This window comes from Pleionea litopenaei (genome assembly GCF_031198435.1).
Lineage (GTDB): Bacteria > Pseudomonadota > Gammaproteobacteria > Enterobacterales > Kangiellaceae > Pleionea > Pleionea litopenaei.
The window spans coordinates 4,048,526-4,064,923 of record NZ_CP133548.1; the positions used below are offsets into that span (position 1 = coordinate 4,048,526).

At 43.7% G+C, this 16,398-nt stretch carries 10 protein-coding genes; 7 read left to right on the plus strand and 3 right to left on the minus strand.

Going from position 1 to position 16,398, the window contains the following annotated elements; all coding sequences use genetic code 11:
- The first annotated feature begins 15 nt into the window (after positions 1 to 15).
- From rng to megL, 6 genes are all read left to right on the plus strand, one after another.
- Positions 16 to 1,470, plus strand: coding sequence for a ribonuclease G (rng, locus tag Q9312_RS17980; RefSeq protein ID WP_309202238.1), 1,455 nt, complete (start codon positions 16 to 18; stop codon positions 1,468 to 1,470).
- 13 nt (positions 1,471 to 1,483) lie between these two features.
- Positions 1,484 to 5,431: a YhdP family protein gene (locus Q9312_RS17985; RefSeq protein ID WP_309202239.1), complete on the plus strand. Its 3,948-nt coding sequence runs from the start codon at positions 1,484 to 1,486 to the stop codon at positions 5,429 to 5,431.
- 36 nt (positions 5,432 to 5,467) lie between these two features.
- On the plus strand, positions 5,468 to 6,310 hold the full coding sequence (locus tag Q9312_RS17990; protein ID WP_309202240.1) for a carbon-nitrogen hydrolase family protein: 843 nt from the start codon (positions 5,468 to 5,470) through the stop codon (positions 6,308 to 6,310).
- Positions 6,307 to 7,746, plus strand: a complete 1,440-nt coding sequence (gene tldD, locus Q9312_RS17995) for a metalloprotease TldD (RefSeq protein WP_309202241.1) — start codon at positions 6,307 to 6,309, stop codon at positions 7,744 to 7,746. The genes Q9312_RS17990 and tldD overlap by 4 nt, the downstream gene beginning before the upstream one ends.
- Positions 7,747 to 8,001: 255 nt before the next feature.
- The gene (locus Q9312_RS18000; protein ID WP_309202242.1) at positions 8,002 to 8,478 is read left to right on the plus strand and encodes an Lrp/AsnC family transcriptional regulator; all 477 of its coding nucleotides are present in this window, start codon (positions 8,002 to 8,004) and stop codon (positions 8,476 to 8,478) included.
- Positions 8,479 to 8,500: 22 nt separating this feature from the next.
- On the plus strand, positions 8,501 to 9,703 hold the full coding sequence (gene megL / locus Q9312_RS18005) for a methionine gamma-lyase (protein WP_309202243.1): 1,203 nt from the start codon (positions 8,501 to 8,503) through the stop codon (positions 9,701 to 9,703).
- Positions 9,704 to 9,874: 171 nt separating this feature from the next.
- Here megL and Q9312_RS18010 read toward each other — a convergent pair whose 3' ends face one another.
- The 3 genes from Q9312_RS18010 to Q9312_RS18020 are packed head-to-tail and all read right to left on the minus strand — an operon-like array spanning position 9,875 to position 14,712.
- Entirely contained in the window at positions 9,875 to 12,043 is a 2,169-nt protein-coding gene (locus tag Q9312_RS18010) for an MltF family protein (RefSeq protein WP_309202244.1), read from the minus strand.
- A complete protein-coding gene (gene yjgA / locus Q9312_RS18015; protein WP_309202245.1) occupies positions 12,040 to 12,561 on the minus strand; it encodes a ribosome biogenesis factor YjgA in 522 nt (173 codons plus the stop codon). Before yjgA ends, Q9312_RS18010 begins: the two co-directional genes overlap by 4 nt.
- Positions 12,562 to 12,579: 18 nt before the next feature.
- A complete protein-coding gene (locus tag Q9312_RS18020) occupies positions 12,580 to 14,712 on the minus strand; it encodes a TonB-dependent receptor plug domain-containing protein (RefSeq protein ID WP_309202246.1) in 2,133 nt (710 codons plus the stop codon).
- A gap of 188 nt (positions 14,713 to 14,900) precedes the next feature.
- On the opposite strand from Q9312_RS18020, the gene pmbA reads away from it, so the two are divergent.
- Positions 14,901 to 16,262, plus strand: coding sequence for a metalloprotease PmbA (gene pmbA, locus Q9312_RS18025; RefSeq protein WP_309202247.1), 1,362 nt, complete (start codon positions 14,901 to 14,903; stop codon positions 16,260 to 16,262).
- Positions 16,263 to 16,398 lie beyond the last annotated feature (136 nt).

The window sequence follows — 16,398 nt, forward strand, 5'->3', positions numbered from 1 at the left end:
CACGGATTCAAATGAATGAGCGAAGAGATTTTAATTAATGTAACACCACAAGAAACCCGTGTAGCCGTGGTTGAAAATGGTATGTTACAAGAGCTGCTAATTGAGCGGAGTCAGAGTCGCGGACTGGTCGGGAATATTTATAAAGGAAAAGTGAAACGCGTATTACCCGGAATGCAGGCTGCGTTCGTTGATATTGGGCTAGAGCGCAGTGCTTTCTTACATGTTTCTGAAGTGATTTCGCAACATGACAGCCAACAAGAGAATCATAATGAAGATATCACTCGTTTACTGCGCGAGGGACAAGACATCATTGTGCAAGTGATTAAAGACGAGTTAGGAAGCAAAGGAGCTCGCTTAACAACGCATACAACGGTGCCCAGTCGTTATCTAGTGTTGATGCCTGAGAATTCTCATGTTGGTGTTTCGCAACGCATAGAAGATGAAAATGAAAGAAACCGATTACGAGATATTTTGAATGAAAAAGAACATCCTGATGAAGGTTATATCATTCGAACCGCAGCCGAAGGGGCGGGAGAGATCGAATTACGACGCGATGTTTCATTTCTAAAAAAATTATGGGATCGAATTAAAACACGAATTGGGAGCGCTAAAGCTCCGGCGCTTATTTATGAAGACTTAAGTCTCGAACTGCGAATAGTAAGAGACATGGTGGCAAGTAAAGTTGAAAAAATTCGCATTGATAGTCAAGGCGTTTTTGATAAGACTCGTCAGTTTGTGAATGAGTTTGTGCCTGAGCTAGAGCCTCGGCTTGAGATGTATCGTGGCGGCCGTCCACTATTCGATGTTTATAATGTAGAAGATGAAATTCAGAAAGCATTGCATCGCCACGTTCCTTTAAAATCTGGCGGCTATCTAATCATTGATCAAACGGAAGCCATGACCACCATCGATATTAATACCGGGGCGTTTGTTGGCCATAGAAACCTTGAAGAAACCATCTTTCGCACTAATTTAGAAGCAGCGTCTGCATTGGCTAGACAGTTACGACTGAGGAACCTCGGCGGAATTATAATCATCGACTTTATTGACATGAAAGAAGAGGATCATAAACGGCAAGTTTTGCGTACGCTCGAGAAGTCTTTAGAACATGATCACGCGAAAACCCATGTGACGGAGGTTTCCTCTCTTGGTTTGGTTGAGATGACTCGTAAAAGAACTCGTGAAAGTTTAGAGCGAATTCTTTGCGAAACTTGCCCTACCTGTGATGGGCGCGGAACCATTAAAACTGCGCAAACCGTATGCTACGAAATTTTTCGTGAAATCACTCGAGCCGCCCGCGCCTATGAGGCTCAGAAACTTTTGGTACTGGCCAGTCAAGATGTCGTCGATTGCTTGTTAGACGAAGAAGCCAGCAGCGTTGCTGAGCTTGAAGCCTTTATAAAAATTCCAATACGATTTCAAGTAGAGTCATTGTATCCGCAAGAACAATTTGACGTTGTCTTAATGTGAGTTAATACCTAAGATGGCGTGGTCAAGAATATTTGCTCGTTGGTTGAATCGCTTGTGGTTAATTTTTGCTGCAGTCGTGATCACTACCGCAGTATTGTTGAGTCTCGCGCGTGCATTCTTACCTTTCATTGACGTCATTCGACCTGATATTGAATCTTTTCTGTCGCAAAAAACGGGTGCGAGAATCTCGATTGGGCAACTGTCCGCTGAGTGGTTATCGCACGGACCGAAAATCATTATCACTGATCTAGAAATTGAACAAAATCCATGGTTACTTGCAGAAGTTAAAGATCTCTCTATTGCAGTTAATCTTTGGCAAACCATGTTGAACCTAGGTTTAGCAACTGACGAAATAAAAATAAATAAAAGCACCTTACGAGGAGATCTTACCGCTCTTTTAGCCAAAGGAAAAAATAGTAGAAGTTCCAATGATTATACTAGCTTCGACTTTTTGGTTGAAAGCTTACTTGGCCAAAACGATGTATTGCTTACCGACATTGTGGTTAATGTTTCTCGAAAAGGTTTTCAATATTCTCCACTGACGATTGATAGATTATCGATCAATGTTTTTGATGAGATTCATCAAATAACCGGAGATATCGCTCAGCAAAATGGAGGTCAGCTGAAATTAGTCGCTGAACTTTATGGTGATCCTCGATATCCTGAATCGAGACTACAAGTTTATGCTGAAAGTGACTCAGTCGATTTATCACGATTACCTTTGTTCGAGTCGGTGATCAGTGGACTCGTCAAACAAGGTGACTTGTCTGGCGAACTTTGGGCAAGCTGGCGATTCAATCAATGGGAATCGGTTGTGATGGACTTGACCTTGGAGCCGGTGATTTTTGAAATTAATCGACGTGCTTTTGAGTATGAGAAAATATCGGCGCAAGTGTTATGGAATGAAAATAGCAGTCAACAGCGGCAATTTTATTTAAAGCAACTTAAAGCGATCGATAGTACAGGCAGTATTATTGATTTAGCGGGACTAAAAGTCGATTTCGCTCGAGAACCAGAGACCTTGCTGACTTTTGAGTACAGTAATGTTAAACCAGGAAAGTTGAATAATGTATGGGCGTTGCTTATCGATGAATCAGAGTTGCAAGATTGGTTCTTAGCTGCCAACCCACAATTAACGGTCGATAACTTTTCCTTAACTTTGACAGAAGAAGACGGAGACTGGGATATTCACCATGGGCAAATGAATTTATCAGAAGTTCATCTTAGCCGCACACGAGTGTCACCTGAAATGCCTGTTTTTACAGGTAAAATAAATCTAGAAAAAGATAAAGTTAATTTTGCGTTTAAATCGGTTCCTGGCCAAATAGATTACCGACCACTGTTTAGGTGGCCAATCGGAGCTGAAAATATTCAGGTTGCTGGTGAGTTTTTTAGTTTTGACGAAGGCAGTTATTTGGTGTTTGAGCAGTTTGATATGGTGCTGGATGGTGCAACCGTTGCTGCACAAGGCAACTTGTATTTTCAGTCGGGTAGCGCCCCCGAAATCAGCTTACAGGCTGAATTATTAAATGCCGATATCAAAAAGAAATCCTTGTATTTTCCCGTTGAAGAAATGGGGCAAGAGCTTGTTGATTATTTGGATGAGAGCGTTCATGGAGGAACCATAGATTATGCGCGCTTTAACCTTCAAGGCAAACTGGTTGCTGGGTTTTTAAATCAAAGTGATCTGACGTTCGATATTATGGCGCACGCGAAAGGTTTAGATTATCAGTACCAACCAGATTTCCCAAAGCTTGACACGCTTGATGCCAACTTGTTTTTCACTCAAGACTCTATGTTTATCTCAGCGACAAAGGCAACCTATGAATCGATTGATGTTCAAAGAGCCAATGCTTTCATCGCTGACTTTTCTGCAAAAGATCCAAAGTTGGTTATCGATATTCGGGCTAGCTCCGATCATAAAAGCGCAAAGACATTCATTGAGAATTCAAGTTTGAAAGAGAATCTCGGGAGTTTGCTTGATGACTTACAACCACAGGAATATTTTTCAGTAGCGCTTCAATTAAGCGTACCACTCGAGAGCTCAGGTGAAACGGGTATTGCAGGGCAAGTAAATTTAAATAAAACTCCAATAAACATTCCTCCTTTAGATTTATCGCTCGGTCAAGTGACCGGAAAACTAAACTTTACTACCTCAAAGATTTGGTCAGATGGCTTGTCTGTGGCTGCTCTTAATGGGACAACTCAAGTAACTTTGAATACGACCGATGCGGATGGTGCTCGGCATCTGCAAATGACTGCAAAAGGAGATGTTGACTCTGAACAAGCCGTGACTTGGCTACTGGGAGGTAAGTCACTCCCTGTTCAAGGGAAAACACCAGTATCGCTCTCCGGATGGATTTGTTTAGACAACTGTACGGCGGGACTTTCTCGAGTCGAGGTTGAATCGAACCTAAAAGGTGTGGCGATTGAGTTATCGGAACCTTTAACTAAAAGAGCCGATGAAACTCAGTCATTACGAGTTGCTATTGACCAGCTAAGCCAATCTCAACATATTGAGTTTACCGTTGGTCAGACACTCAATGGTGCTTTAAATTATCGGCGAGACGGTGAGCGGCTGAACCTAGTACAAGGAAATATTTCAGTTGGAGAGGGAAATTCAGCGGTTAGTTTGGTCAACAACACTTTGTCAGTTTCCGTTCGTCTTGGAGCCATTCAGCTAGAGCAATTACTGAATGAAATTAATCGAGTGTCCGATGCTTTTTCTAGTGACTCAAAGTCGAGTAGCACTAGCTTACCGTTATTGGTGTCGATAACAATAGATTCTCTGGAAATTCACGGCATACAACTGAACAATATTTCAGGCTCGATGGAGTCAATCGATAATGACCAATATAAAGTCACCTTTGAAAGTGCTGAAAGCGCAGGCGTTTTACTGGTTAATAATGATAAGTCGATTGACATTCAGTTAAGCCAGTTAATCTTGCAGGATGAAAACTTTATTGAATCGAAGGAAGAAGCCGATCCGAAAGAGCGAGTCGCTGCTATTCAGCAACTTCCAAACATCAATTTTAAATGTGATAGTTGCGTTATTAAAAGTGTTGACCTAGGTACAGTTACCTCAAGTGTTAAGGTTGAAAATGATTTACTTTTTATGTCTGGTCAATTGTTCAGAGAAGGCTTGCTTGATGCCACCTATGAAACGGAGTGGAATCTTAGCGAGCAACAAACTAAGTCCGATATTACCTTAAGTAGCCGACGAATTGGCCGGTTATTAAGAGACTGGGGTGTGGCAATTGGTATTCGAGACAGTGCCGCAACGTCGGAGCTCAGTTTAAATTGGCAAGGAGCACCCTACGATTTTGCACTAGAACGTTTAAACGGAAGTGCATCGTTGAGTATTGGAAGTGGATACTTAGAAGAAGTATCCGATGCAAAAGCACGAATCTTTTCTTTATTTTCAATGCAGTCTGTTTTCAGGCGTTTGGCGTTAGACTTTAAGGATATTTATAAGAAAGGATTTTTTTATGACAGCATCAAAAGTCAGTTTGTAATCGATACCGGTGTTTTGAAAACAACGCGTATGGAAATAGATGGTGCGGCGGCGAACGTATCAATAACCGGTGATGTTAATCTTGTCGCAAAAACCGTTGATCAACTTGCTGTCGTTTCTCCGAAAGTGACCTCTAGCTTACCCGTCTTGGCAGGGTGGGCGGTTGAACCAACGACGGGAGTCATTGTATGGTTACTGAGTAAAATGTTTGAACCGGCGATTGATGTTATTACTAAAATTGAATATCGCATGGTTGGGTCTTGGGATAACCCTCAGGTCATTGAGTTAAGTAAATCAACCAAAGAAGTGGAGTTAACCGAAGAGCAGCTGGAAGCTATACGAAAGGTGCAAGAGGGTAATCAAAATGGCGACGATAAACCGCAATCCGATTCGCCTAGTGAAGCGCTGCCACCACAGCAACCGGAGTCACAATCTGGCGATCAATAGCATTATCGTTAAATCCTTAGGAAGGGAGTGCAGGTAATGAGCGTTCTTAATGTCGGCTTGATACAAATGTGTTCTAGTACTCAGATTGAGAAGAACTTAAAGGATGCTGAACGCCTGATTCAGTGCGCCGTGACGGATGGGGCTGAGCTAATTGTCTTACCCGAGTATTTTCCATTGTTTGCTCAGTCGCAACGCCAGCGGCAAGGAGCGCAAGAGCCAATGGGGCCAGAGCATCCTATCCAGAAGGCGATAGCTAACTGGTCAAAGAGTCATAAGGTTTGGATAGTTGCCGGAACTTTACCAGTACAATCATCTCACTCAAGTCGCCCTTACGCCCGTTCGTTGGTTTATTCCAGTGAGGGGGAATGTGTCGCCCACTACGACAAAATTCACCTTTTCGACGTTGAAGTCAGTGATCAAACTCGTCAATACCGTGAATCTGAGTTTACCCACGCTGGAGCCGAGCCAAGGGTTGTGACTACGCCTTGGGGTAATCTTGGGTTATCGGTGTGCTATGACATTCGGTTTGCCGAGCTTTATCAACATTATCATGCCGAAAATTGCACCATCATCGCCGTCCCTTCAGCGTTCACTTGCCCGACAGGGCGAGCTCATTGGGAGGTTTTATTGAGAGCGAGAGCAATTGAGACGCAAAGTTATGTGCTTGCGGCGGCGCAAACAGGGCAGCATGAAAATGGTCGAATGACTTGGGGTCATTCGATGGTGGTGGATCCTTGGGGGGAGATCGTGGGACAATTGAATCAACAAGAAGGCTATCTTGTGTCGCAGATTGATTTGGCCAAGTGCGCTCAAATTGCGCGCCGCATGCCTACTCGAGAACATCGTGTGTTAATACCAACTAAAAGTAGACCTGAATGACTCAACAACTGGACAGTGTAAAAGACTATTTTTTTGACTCTGCGGAGCTCGACGATAATAAAGTGACCAGCGTATTAGAAAATATGCTAGGACATGAAGTCGACCACGGTGAGCTGTACTTTCAAAGTACACGTCAAGAATCTTGGGGGCTCGAAGATGGTATTGTCAAAGAGGCTCATTACAGTGCCGATCGAGGTGTTGGCGTGCGTGCTTTGGCCGGAGAAAAGACCGGTTTTGCCTATTCTGAAGACCTTATCTTGCCTGCGCTATTGCAAGCTTCTGGAGCCGCTCGAAGTATCGCTAGAGAAGGATCAAATACCAAGATAAAAGCATGGGATTCTCCTCGTGTGGTTAGTTTATATGAACCACTTGATCCTATAGCCTCATTGACCGAAGAACAGAAAGTCGCTCTATTACAAGAATTAGACGCGGTTGCCCGCGCAGAAGATCCAAGGGTTTCTCAGGTAATGGCGTCGTTAGCAGCGTCCTTTGAGAAGGTGCTAGTCATGGCAACCGATGGCACCCTAGCGGCTGACATACGTCCTTTAATTCGTGTGAATGTCGTGGTCATCGCAGAGCAAGGCGGGCGTCGTGAGCGAGGCGCAGCTGGAGGGGGTGGTCGAATGGACTTTGGAAGTTTCATGTCTCGAAATGACTTAAAAGGCATTGCCAAAGAAGCCGTTCGTCAAGCCTTAGTTAATTTAGATGCCATTGATGCACCGGCAGGTGTCATGCCCGTTGTGTTGGGGGCCGGCTGGCCAGGCGTGTTATTACATGAAGCAGTAGGGCATGGTCTTGAGGGCGATTTTAATCGAAAAGGATCGTCGGCATTTTCTGGAAAAATAGGGCAACAGGTTGCATCTTCAAAGGTGACGATTGTAGACGATGGCACGATGGCTCAATGTCGAGGGTCGTTATCGATCGATGATGAAGGTGTCCCAACGCAAAATACTTTGCTGATTGAAAACGGCATTCTGCGCGGATACATGCAAGATAAACGAAATGCCCGCTTTATGGGGCAATCGTCGACTGGTAACGGGCGTCGAGAATCTTATGCTCATTTACCCATGCCGCGAATGACTAATACCTATATGCTGGCGGGTGACGATCTCCCTGAAGACATCATAAAGTCAGTAAAAAAAGGTATTTACGCTCCGAACTTTGGTGGTGGTCAGGTTGATATAACGTCGGGTAAGTTTGTATTTTCAACCAGTGAAGCCTACTTAATTGAAGACGGTAAAATTACTGCGCCGGTAAAAGGAGCGACTTTAATCGGAAATGGTCCAGAAGTAATGAAACGAGTATCCATGGTCGGAAATGACCTGCAACTGGATCCTGGAATTGGTGTTTGTGGCAAGGATGGCCAAAGTGTGCCTGTCGGTGTTGGCCAACCGACCTTAAAAGTTGATGAGCTCACCGTCGGTGGAACTCAGTAATATCTATGTAGGAGTTTAGACTTCTAGACTCCTTTAAATCCCTGTTTTTACGACACATTTCTCTATTTTTATCCTTCTGATTACCTTATTCCCCGGCATTTATCGGTCTTGCTGCGGTGCTTGCTTAATTTTATTTTGTGGAAGTGGCTTTTTAGCTGAATAAAACTAATAATATTAATTAAAATTTTATTATGGCGAAATTAAATATGTATTATCTCGCTAGGTGCTTTTTATAATTAATTAAAGGAGCGGTTAATGGTAAAGTGGAATGACGAACTGGATGCTGCTGACACGGCAATTTTGACGGTGTTGCAACAAGAAGGGCGAATCAGCAATGTTGCCTTGGCTGAAAGAGTGAAACTTTCACCTCCGGCTACACTCACTCGGCTCAAAAGGCTAGAACGTGACGGATACATTGATCGCTTTGTTGCGGTTTTAGACCGGCATAAAACAGGACACGATACGCTGAGTTTTATTCAGTTGACCTTGTCTTTACATCAGCATCAACAGATTCACGATATTTTAGAGCGTATTGTGGCTATGCCCGAAGTCTTGGAGTGCCACAACGTAACCGGCGAGTATGACTATTTGCTGAAGGTTGCGTTACGCAATACACAGGCGCTCGAATTATTTATTTCGAAAAAATTGATTCCTATGCCAGGAATCGCGCGGCTTCATACCAGTTTGGTATTAAAAGAGTACAAGGCGAGCATGGCATTGGATTTGAACTAACTTTCAATTCAATAGGTGCAGTATGAAGTTTGATCACATTGAAACCAATACCATTCACGCAGGTAAGCTGATTGATACCCGTTTTGGGGCTTTGAGCACGCCGATTTACCAAACTTCAACCTACACCTTCGAATCGACCGCTCAAGGTGGCGCTCGGTTTAGTGGTGACGAGCAAGGCTATATTTACGGTCGATTGGGTAATCCTACCGTGCGTGAACTTGAGCAACGCATGGCAGCCCTCGAAGGCACCGAAGATGCCGCTGCTATGGGATCCGGCATGGGAGCCGTTTCAGCGACTCTATTTGCGTTGCTCAAAGCAGGTGATCACATTGTTGCTTCGGACGCATTGTATGGCTGTACCTTCGCTCTGTTAGAACACAAGTGTCGTGACTTTGGTATCGAAGTAACCTTTGTTGATGGCCGCAATGAAATGGCGATTCGTAGTGCGATTCAACCGAACACAAAAGTCATTTACGCAGAAACGCCAATCAATCCAAACATGGTCTGTATCGATCTCGATATGATCGCTCGAGTAGGTCAATCGAAAGGGATAACCACGGTTATTGACAATACTTTTATGTCGCCAGTTTTACAACAACCGGCAAAACACGGCATCGACTTGATCATTCATAGTGCGACCAAGTACCTTAATGGTCATGGTGATGTGATCGCTGGAATTGTGTGTGGCTCTCAAGAAATGATTGAACATATAAAGCTGACCACGTTGAAAGATATTGGCGCGGTCATGAGTCCACACGATGCTTGGTTAATTATTCGTGGATTGAAAACCTTGCATATTCGAGTGGAACGTCATTGCCAAAACGCTGAAGTGGTCAGTGAGTTTTTGGAGAAACACCCAGATGTCGGCACCGTATTCTACCCTGGACTGAAAAGCCATGAAGGTCATCGATTAATCGGTACTCAAATGAAAGCAGCGGGTGGAGTTATTGCTTTTGAAATGAAAGGCAGTTTCGAAAATGCAGTGGCGTTTATGGACCAATTAAAAATGTGCAAGCGCGCAGTTAGTTTAGGTGATGCAGAAACTTTGATTCAACATCCAGCGTCAATGACACATTCGCCTTATGAACCTGAACAACGACGTGCCGCAGGCATCAGCGATACCTTGATTCGTTTATCGGTTGGTTTGGAACATGTCGACGATATTATCGCCGACTTAGAACAAGCGTTGAATGCAGCCTACAGCGGTATTGCGCGCGTCGGTTAAACAAGCTGCTGTCATTAAGGACTGGTAAACAGAATCGTTTATCAGTCCTTCAATATCAACGTCCACTATTCATTTCTTTCAGTGCTTTTTCTAACACTTGCCTAGCGATCGAACGAAAAGACTGCCATCACTAACATTATTGAGCCTCTGTTCTAAGTAGACTGCCATGCCTTAGGGGACAAGGTTCAAATAACTGAGGTAACGTTGGTGAATATTGCGAACGTAATTAACGGGTTCACTTCCTCGGCAGTATCCAAAGCGTGCATTCTTATAATATTTTGGCTGCTGTAATAAAAGCATCGCTTTCTCAACATGGTTAAACCAGCGATCATCACGAAGGTTGAGTTGTTTTGCTAGCTTTTGCGCATCGCGGACATGCCCAAAGCCTGTATTATAAGCGGCCAAAGCAAAATATAAGCGCTCTTGCGGCGGAAGCTTTGTGTCGAATCGATCGCGCGTCCAATCAAGATAGGTGACACCTGCCAAAATACCTTCTTGTGGCTGAGTAAGTTGCTCGAAGCCAAATTCACTGGCCGTTTTAGGTAGAACTTGCATCAACCCTCTAGCACCGGCGAAAGATTGAGCCGTTGGATCAAACTTACTCTCTTGGTACATTTGAGACGTTATCAGTCGCCAATCAAAATTAAACGCTTGAGCCGCAGGTTTAACCAAATCGTCATAAGGTGAAAGTTGGTTACCCAATAACAAACGCTCTTCTCTTAATTTCTTTTTTTGTGATTCGTCAGAAAAGTATTTCTGCTTAGTTACATTGTAAAAAACTTGACGGTATTCTTTGGCGATGAAGGCATTTAATTCAGTTAATAGTTTTGGATTATTTTCTCTTACCACGTAAGCGATTGGAATCGACTCTTTGAGGACTAAGGGCGAGACGATATCGTCGCGAAACGTCTGCTCTATCGCGAGAAGGTTGCTGTCGGCAACCGTGAGGTCGATTTGACGGTTGTCGACTTGATCAATTAACATTTCTGTCGATAACGACTCGTCTGCTGCGACCAGGTTGAACGAATATTTTTTTTGAAGAGACGTTAACGTCATCCAAAAAGCGCTCGAGCGTCGCACATGTATTGTGCGGTTATTTAAGTCATTTAAGCTAGTTATCGGAGCGGCATCGCGATGAGCTATCAGGTGTTCATTCACTCGATTATAGCGAATGCTGAACTGACTGTTCTTCTGGCGTTTTTCCGTTCGACTGATACCCGCAGCAATAACATCGCCCGAACCATCGTTTAGTAAATCTTGCATTTGTTGGTAGCTATCTGCCACGATCACTTGCAAAGGAACACCTTGTCGTTTAGCAAATTCTTTAAGCAAATCATAATCAAAACCCATTAACTCTCCGCGCCATAGAAAATAGGTTTCTGGGCTATTGCGCGTAATCATTCTTAACGGTCGCTTTTGTTTTTTGATGTTATCTAAGTCTGCTGTGCGTTTTGCTTCCGTCGGACTTGAAAGATGATGGGCGTTGATAAAGTTATTTAATTGTTGCAGCAGAGCGGGGGCGTTTGGATGGATGGCCCATGCTTGCTTTTTAATAGCCGGTAGTGTCTTGATAACGCGGATGTCTTGACGGTAGTCCAACAATGTATTCACCGTCGATTCATCAAGTAAGGTGAGCTCAACTTTTCTTTCAGAGAGTAAGTTAGCAATATCATCGCTAGATACGCCACCATTAAAGGTTTCAATTTGCCAATTCGGAAAATTTTCCTTTACGGTTTCAATAAACGAACTGCCGGGTAATAAGGTGATTGATTGCGATTGCTCGAGATTCGGTTTTGGCGCATGGCTTGCGATGATTAATTGCTCACGGCTGCTGCTCACAGGCAAAGTAAATTGAATTTTCGAGGCCCGTGATTCGGTCACTGTTAAGTGCCGTGCAATAATGTCGGCTTGAAAGGTATTGAGTTTTTCGAGCATATCATTTAACGAACCTGCACTGACCCATTTTATGGTGAGTTGATGTTCAAGTGCAAAATTCTCAAGTAGTGACTGATGATAGGCGGCAGCCGAATAAGAACGAGGCAACGCTTCTTCTAACTCAAAATTTAATTTGAGCGCGCGTATATAGCCTGTCCTTTTTATGTCGTCCCAGCTTCTTGCGGCGGTAAGCTGTTCTTTATGTTTTTGCTCGCCCTTTGTATTTAATTGTGCGGTATTAGCATCGGATGTTGGGGCATTGGATTCGCTCTTTTTGCCATCGACAACAGACGCGTTGTTGTCGATAGTATCTCGCCTTTGTTGCTCATTACTTGATTGATCACATCCTAACAATGGCAACAATATCAGTGCGCTAAGAAGAGATAGGGCTATTTTTTTATTCATTGTACAGATGAAATATATTGCTTGAGTTTACCGGCGTGTTTGCTGGGATCTTTCTTGGCATTTCTAATTAATTGGCGCAGTTTCTGCCGATCGCTATTAGGGAAGGCGCTAATGAAAGCTTCTGGATTTTCATTTTGATTAATCAGCTTATCAAACCAAAGATCACGAAGAGATGGCTCTGCAGAAGTAGAGAGTGGCTTACCCAGTTTAATTCGCTCGAGCGCAATTCTAACATCATCGAGTTCTCGCTCTCTGAGTAGTTTTCCTATACGTTTAAAGTGACGCTTTTTTGCTTCGTTGCCTTTAACGGTGTCAATTTCTTCAAAAGCTTCTACAATTTCTTCGTCTAGCGGCAATTTCTTGATGATCGACAAGCCCATACTTGCCAGTTCAACACCAAACTCAGTGATTTCTTTCAGTTCATTTTTTATTTGCGTTTTACTTCTTACATCATCAGTGTTCGCGCTTTGGTTGGCTTGTTCTGATGGGTTTTGATCTAGATCGTAGGGATCATTCATTTGCGATTCTCATCGGGTTTAAAATTCGAGTCTTATAGTAGCAAAAATCTTATCAGGATTAGAGTAGATACTGCGTAAATCGAGTAAGTGATTATCATCGAAGCGATGTTGATAGGTAAGGGCGGCTGTTAACTGATAGTCTTTCATAGGAAATTCATACTGTAGACTGGTATCGTATCGTTGGAAATCGACATTAAACCAGTCGTTATACTGCTGATATCCATTGTACCAAGACCATTGCTCATTAAGCGAATAAAAGGCGTTCAGACTTAATGTGTTGGTTGCGACACTTCTACGGTAGTAAGAAATGGAGTTATCATAGATATCGGTTTTAGAAGCGCTTAGCCATAATCGAAAATTGGTATTAATATTCCAATCAACTTGGGCTTCTATCCCTTTTAGGTTCATCTTACCAGTATTCACTAAGTTGAACTCGTCAACTTGAGTATCTCCTTCTAACAAATTACACAAAGCATCATTGAATATTTTAACATCCAGCTCAATACCATTTTCGATGTTGTGATAGAACCAACCGAGCTCCCAAGTACGAATTTCTTCATACTCCAAACCACCACTCGATTGGACATGTTGGTAAAAATAGGCAAAATCGTCGTTTCCGTTAACGGTAATGGGTGAGCCATTGGTGTCGGTTAAGTTTCTTAGCCGGTAACTGCGAATATTGGCTTCCTCGAACAAGTCAGGGCTGCGACTTGCCTGACTGTAGATCAGCCGAAAGCTTTGATTTTCGTCATACAACCAGTTTATTGCCGCTCGTGGAGACGTTGATTTACCGATCATGCTATCGTCTTCAAACATGGTTCCGGCATTGATGTGTATATCAGCCGTGGGCTTGTACTCGGCGTGCACAAATAAGCGAACAATTGATTTGCTTGCGCCACCATTAAAGTAGCTTTCTGACACGGCGGTGTCTTCTCTGAAGTTTACGCCCGACACCAACCTGAATTGTTCGCTGAGCGTTGATACGTATTGAGCTTCTGCGTCAACACGCTTTTCTGTTAAGTTTTGATTGGCATAGCCACAGGCTATGTCGGCGCCATTTTGAAATAGTCGCAAATAAGCGAGTTGAGCTTGGTTATCTGTGATGGTATCGCCAGAAGACGGTGGAACATTGGGCAAAGCAGGAATAAAGACATTATCCGTATAGTCGGCATCCAATGTATAAAGATCAAATAATTCATTCGATAAAAAGAGCTGGGGAGCACACGTCTGCCAACTTTCTAGTGACTTGGTATAGGTACTAAAAAGTTGCAAGGCTAACTCTTGGTCGGTGCTTAAGAAGTGTTTCGAAGTGGCATGAATGAAGCTATTTTGGATATCTGAAATATGATAAGGAGTTACTTCGTTAGGCTCTAGGTCATCGATTTGTTTATTACTATTGCTGTGTCCAAATTGCAGTCGAAAATAGTCATTATCATTTTGGTGCCAAACTAGATCGGATGATAAAGATGTGGCATTGAATCCGTCAAAACGCGGACGGTTTAAGTTGTCTTTCTCGAAACCAGAGTCTTGTTGCGCTTTTAAATTCACTTCAAATGCGAGTTTATCGAGGTTTTTCGCAAACCGTAACTCACTGTCTCGTATGCCATGATTGCCTTCGTTATGAGACAGGCTGACGCCCAACTGGTCTTCGGGATGAAAGGTGATGATATTGATGATCGCTAAATAACTATTGGCACCATAAAGCGCAGAGTTTGGGCCTCGAATAACTTCAATACGGGAAATTTTATCAATCGGTAACGGTAAGTCAGTCCAGATTATTCTCGCGAGCGCGGCCTGATAAATTGAGCGTCCATCAACCAGCACTTGTAAATGACGACTGTTCTCACCTCCGAGTGCATGGTAACCCACCTCAGGAGTATGCCCTCGCTCATATCCGACGGTCATACCTGGTACTAAACGAAAGACTTCGGCTAATGAGCGAACGCCAAGTTGCTTAATGGTTTTGTGATCGATCACCGTGACGGCAGCAGGCGCTTCTGATTTAGGTTGTTTTAAACGAGTAGCACTGAGTACGACCGGCAAGTCTTGTTCAAAAAGCGGCTCTAACGTCAACTCGTCTTCGGCCGCAAACAGTGGCAAAGAAAGCGCTGTGGTCAATAAGGCTACCTGAGAAATTACCTGTCTCAACATGGAGTTTTGATCTACTCTTTTTGTCTGTTGCGTGTTTGTTATGGTTTTTACCATACCCACTCACTCGTGCTGCTTTGTCATCTTATTTGTCGTTAGTGACGAACGAAGGAGCATGGTATTATGCAGACTATTGGTTAAGTTTAGTGACTTGATTTGAAAATTTCACTATTTTTTCATTGGGAGATTCTGTGCAAGATACCGACAACACCGCCTTGAGCGTGATCGACATGGACGAGAAACTGGTCAATATGCGTGAAGTATGCGAACAGATCCTCGCTCTTGCTGCCAGTAAAGGCGCCTCCTCAGCAGAAGTTGGCGTCAGTCAAGATACAGGAATCACCGTGCAAGCGCGGGCTCGAGATATTGAAACCGTTGAGTTTAATCAAGATGGCAGCTTTGGAATCAGTGTTTACTTTGGCCAAAAAAAGGGCACTGCATCAACGACTGACACCAGCCAACGGGCGATTGAACAAGCGGTTGAGGCGGCCTGCAATTTTGCCAAATATACCTCAGCCGATCCATTTGCTGGACTGGCCGATGCCGAGTTGATGGCCACCAAAATTGAAGACCTGTCATTGGACCATCCTAGCGATGTCAGCGTCGATGTTATGAAACAAATGGTGCTCGACTGTGAAGCGGCCGGTCTCGATGTCGCGGGTATTTATCAATCGGACAGCACCTCCATTTCAGCCCACAGAAATGCGCGCGTATACGCCAATTCCCATGGTTTCATTGGCGATAGTAGTAGTACCCGTTACAGTTTGAGCAGTGTACTTATCGCGCAAGATGAACAAGGAATGAAACGCGACTATTGGTACACATTAGGGCGAAAGTTTGAACAGCTAGAGAGTGCTCAGGTGGTAGGGACGAAAGCTGCTGAGCGAGTGTTGAGCCATTTAAACGGACGGGTATTAAAAACCCAAAAAGCCCCAATTATGTTTACTCCAGAAATGGCTCGTGGCGTGATCGGACATTTTCTTAACGCAATTCGTGGCAGTGCTCTTTACAACAAAGCGAGCTTTTTAGTGGACGCAAAAGGCCAGCAATTGTTTCCTGATTTCGTTCAAATTGATGAACGTCCGCATTTAATCGGTGGTTTAGCCTCAAGCTATTTTGATAATGAGGGCGTTGCGACAAATCCTCGACATATCGTTCAAGACGGCGTGTTACAAGGCTATGTTTTGAATAGCTATGCTGCGCGAAAAATGCAGACTCAAACAACAGCGAACGCGGGTGGTTTACATAATGTATTCATCAGCCATCAAGATTTAGATTTTAATGCCATGCTGCAAGAGCTGGGCACGGGATTTTTGGTGACTGACCTAATGGGCCAAGGCGTCAATGTAGTGACCGGTGACTATTCGCGTGGCGCATCGGGTTTCTGGGTCGAGAAGGGCGTTATACAGTTTCCAGTGCATGAAGTAACGATTGCCGGCAACTTAAAGCAAATGCTTCAGAACATTCGCTGCATTGGCAAGGATCAAGATCTCCGCTCGGCCATTGTTAGTGGTTCAATGATTATTGACGGTATGACGGTTGCCGGACAATAGTCAGCATTGAAAAAATCTACTCTCAAAAAAATCTATTCTCAAAGCATCGACTCTAAAAAAGGAAACTAGCGCCGCTGGTTTCCTCACTTAATAGCCTTCATTTTCTGAGCTTATCATTGAGCCACTTTTGGTGGTG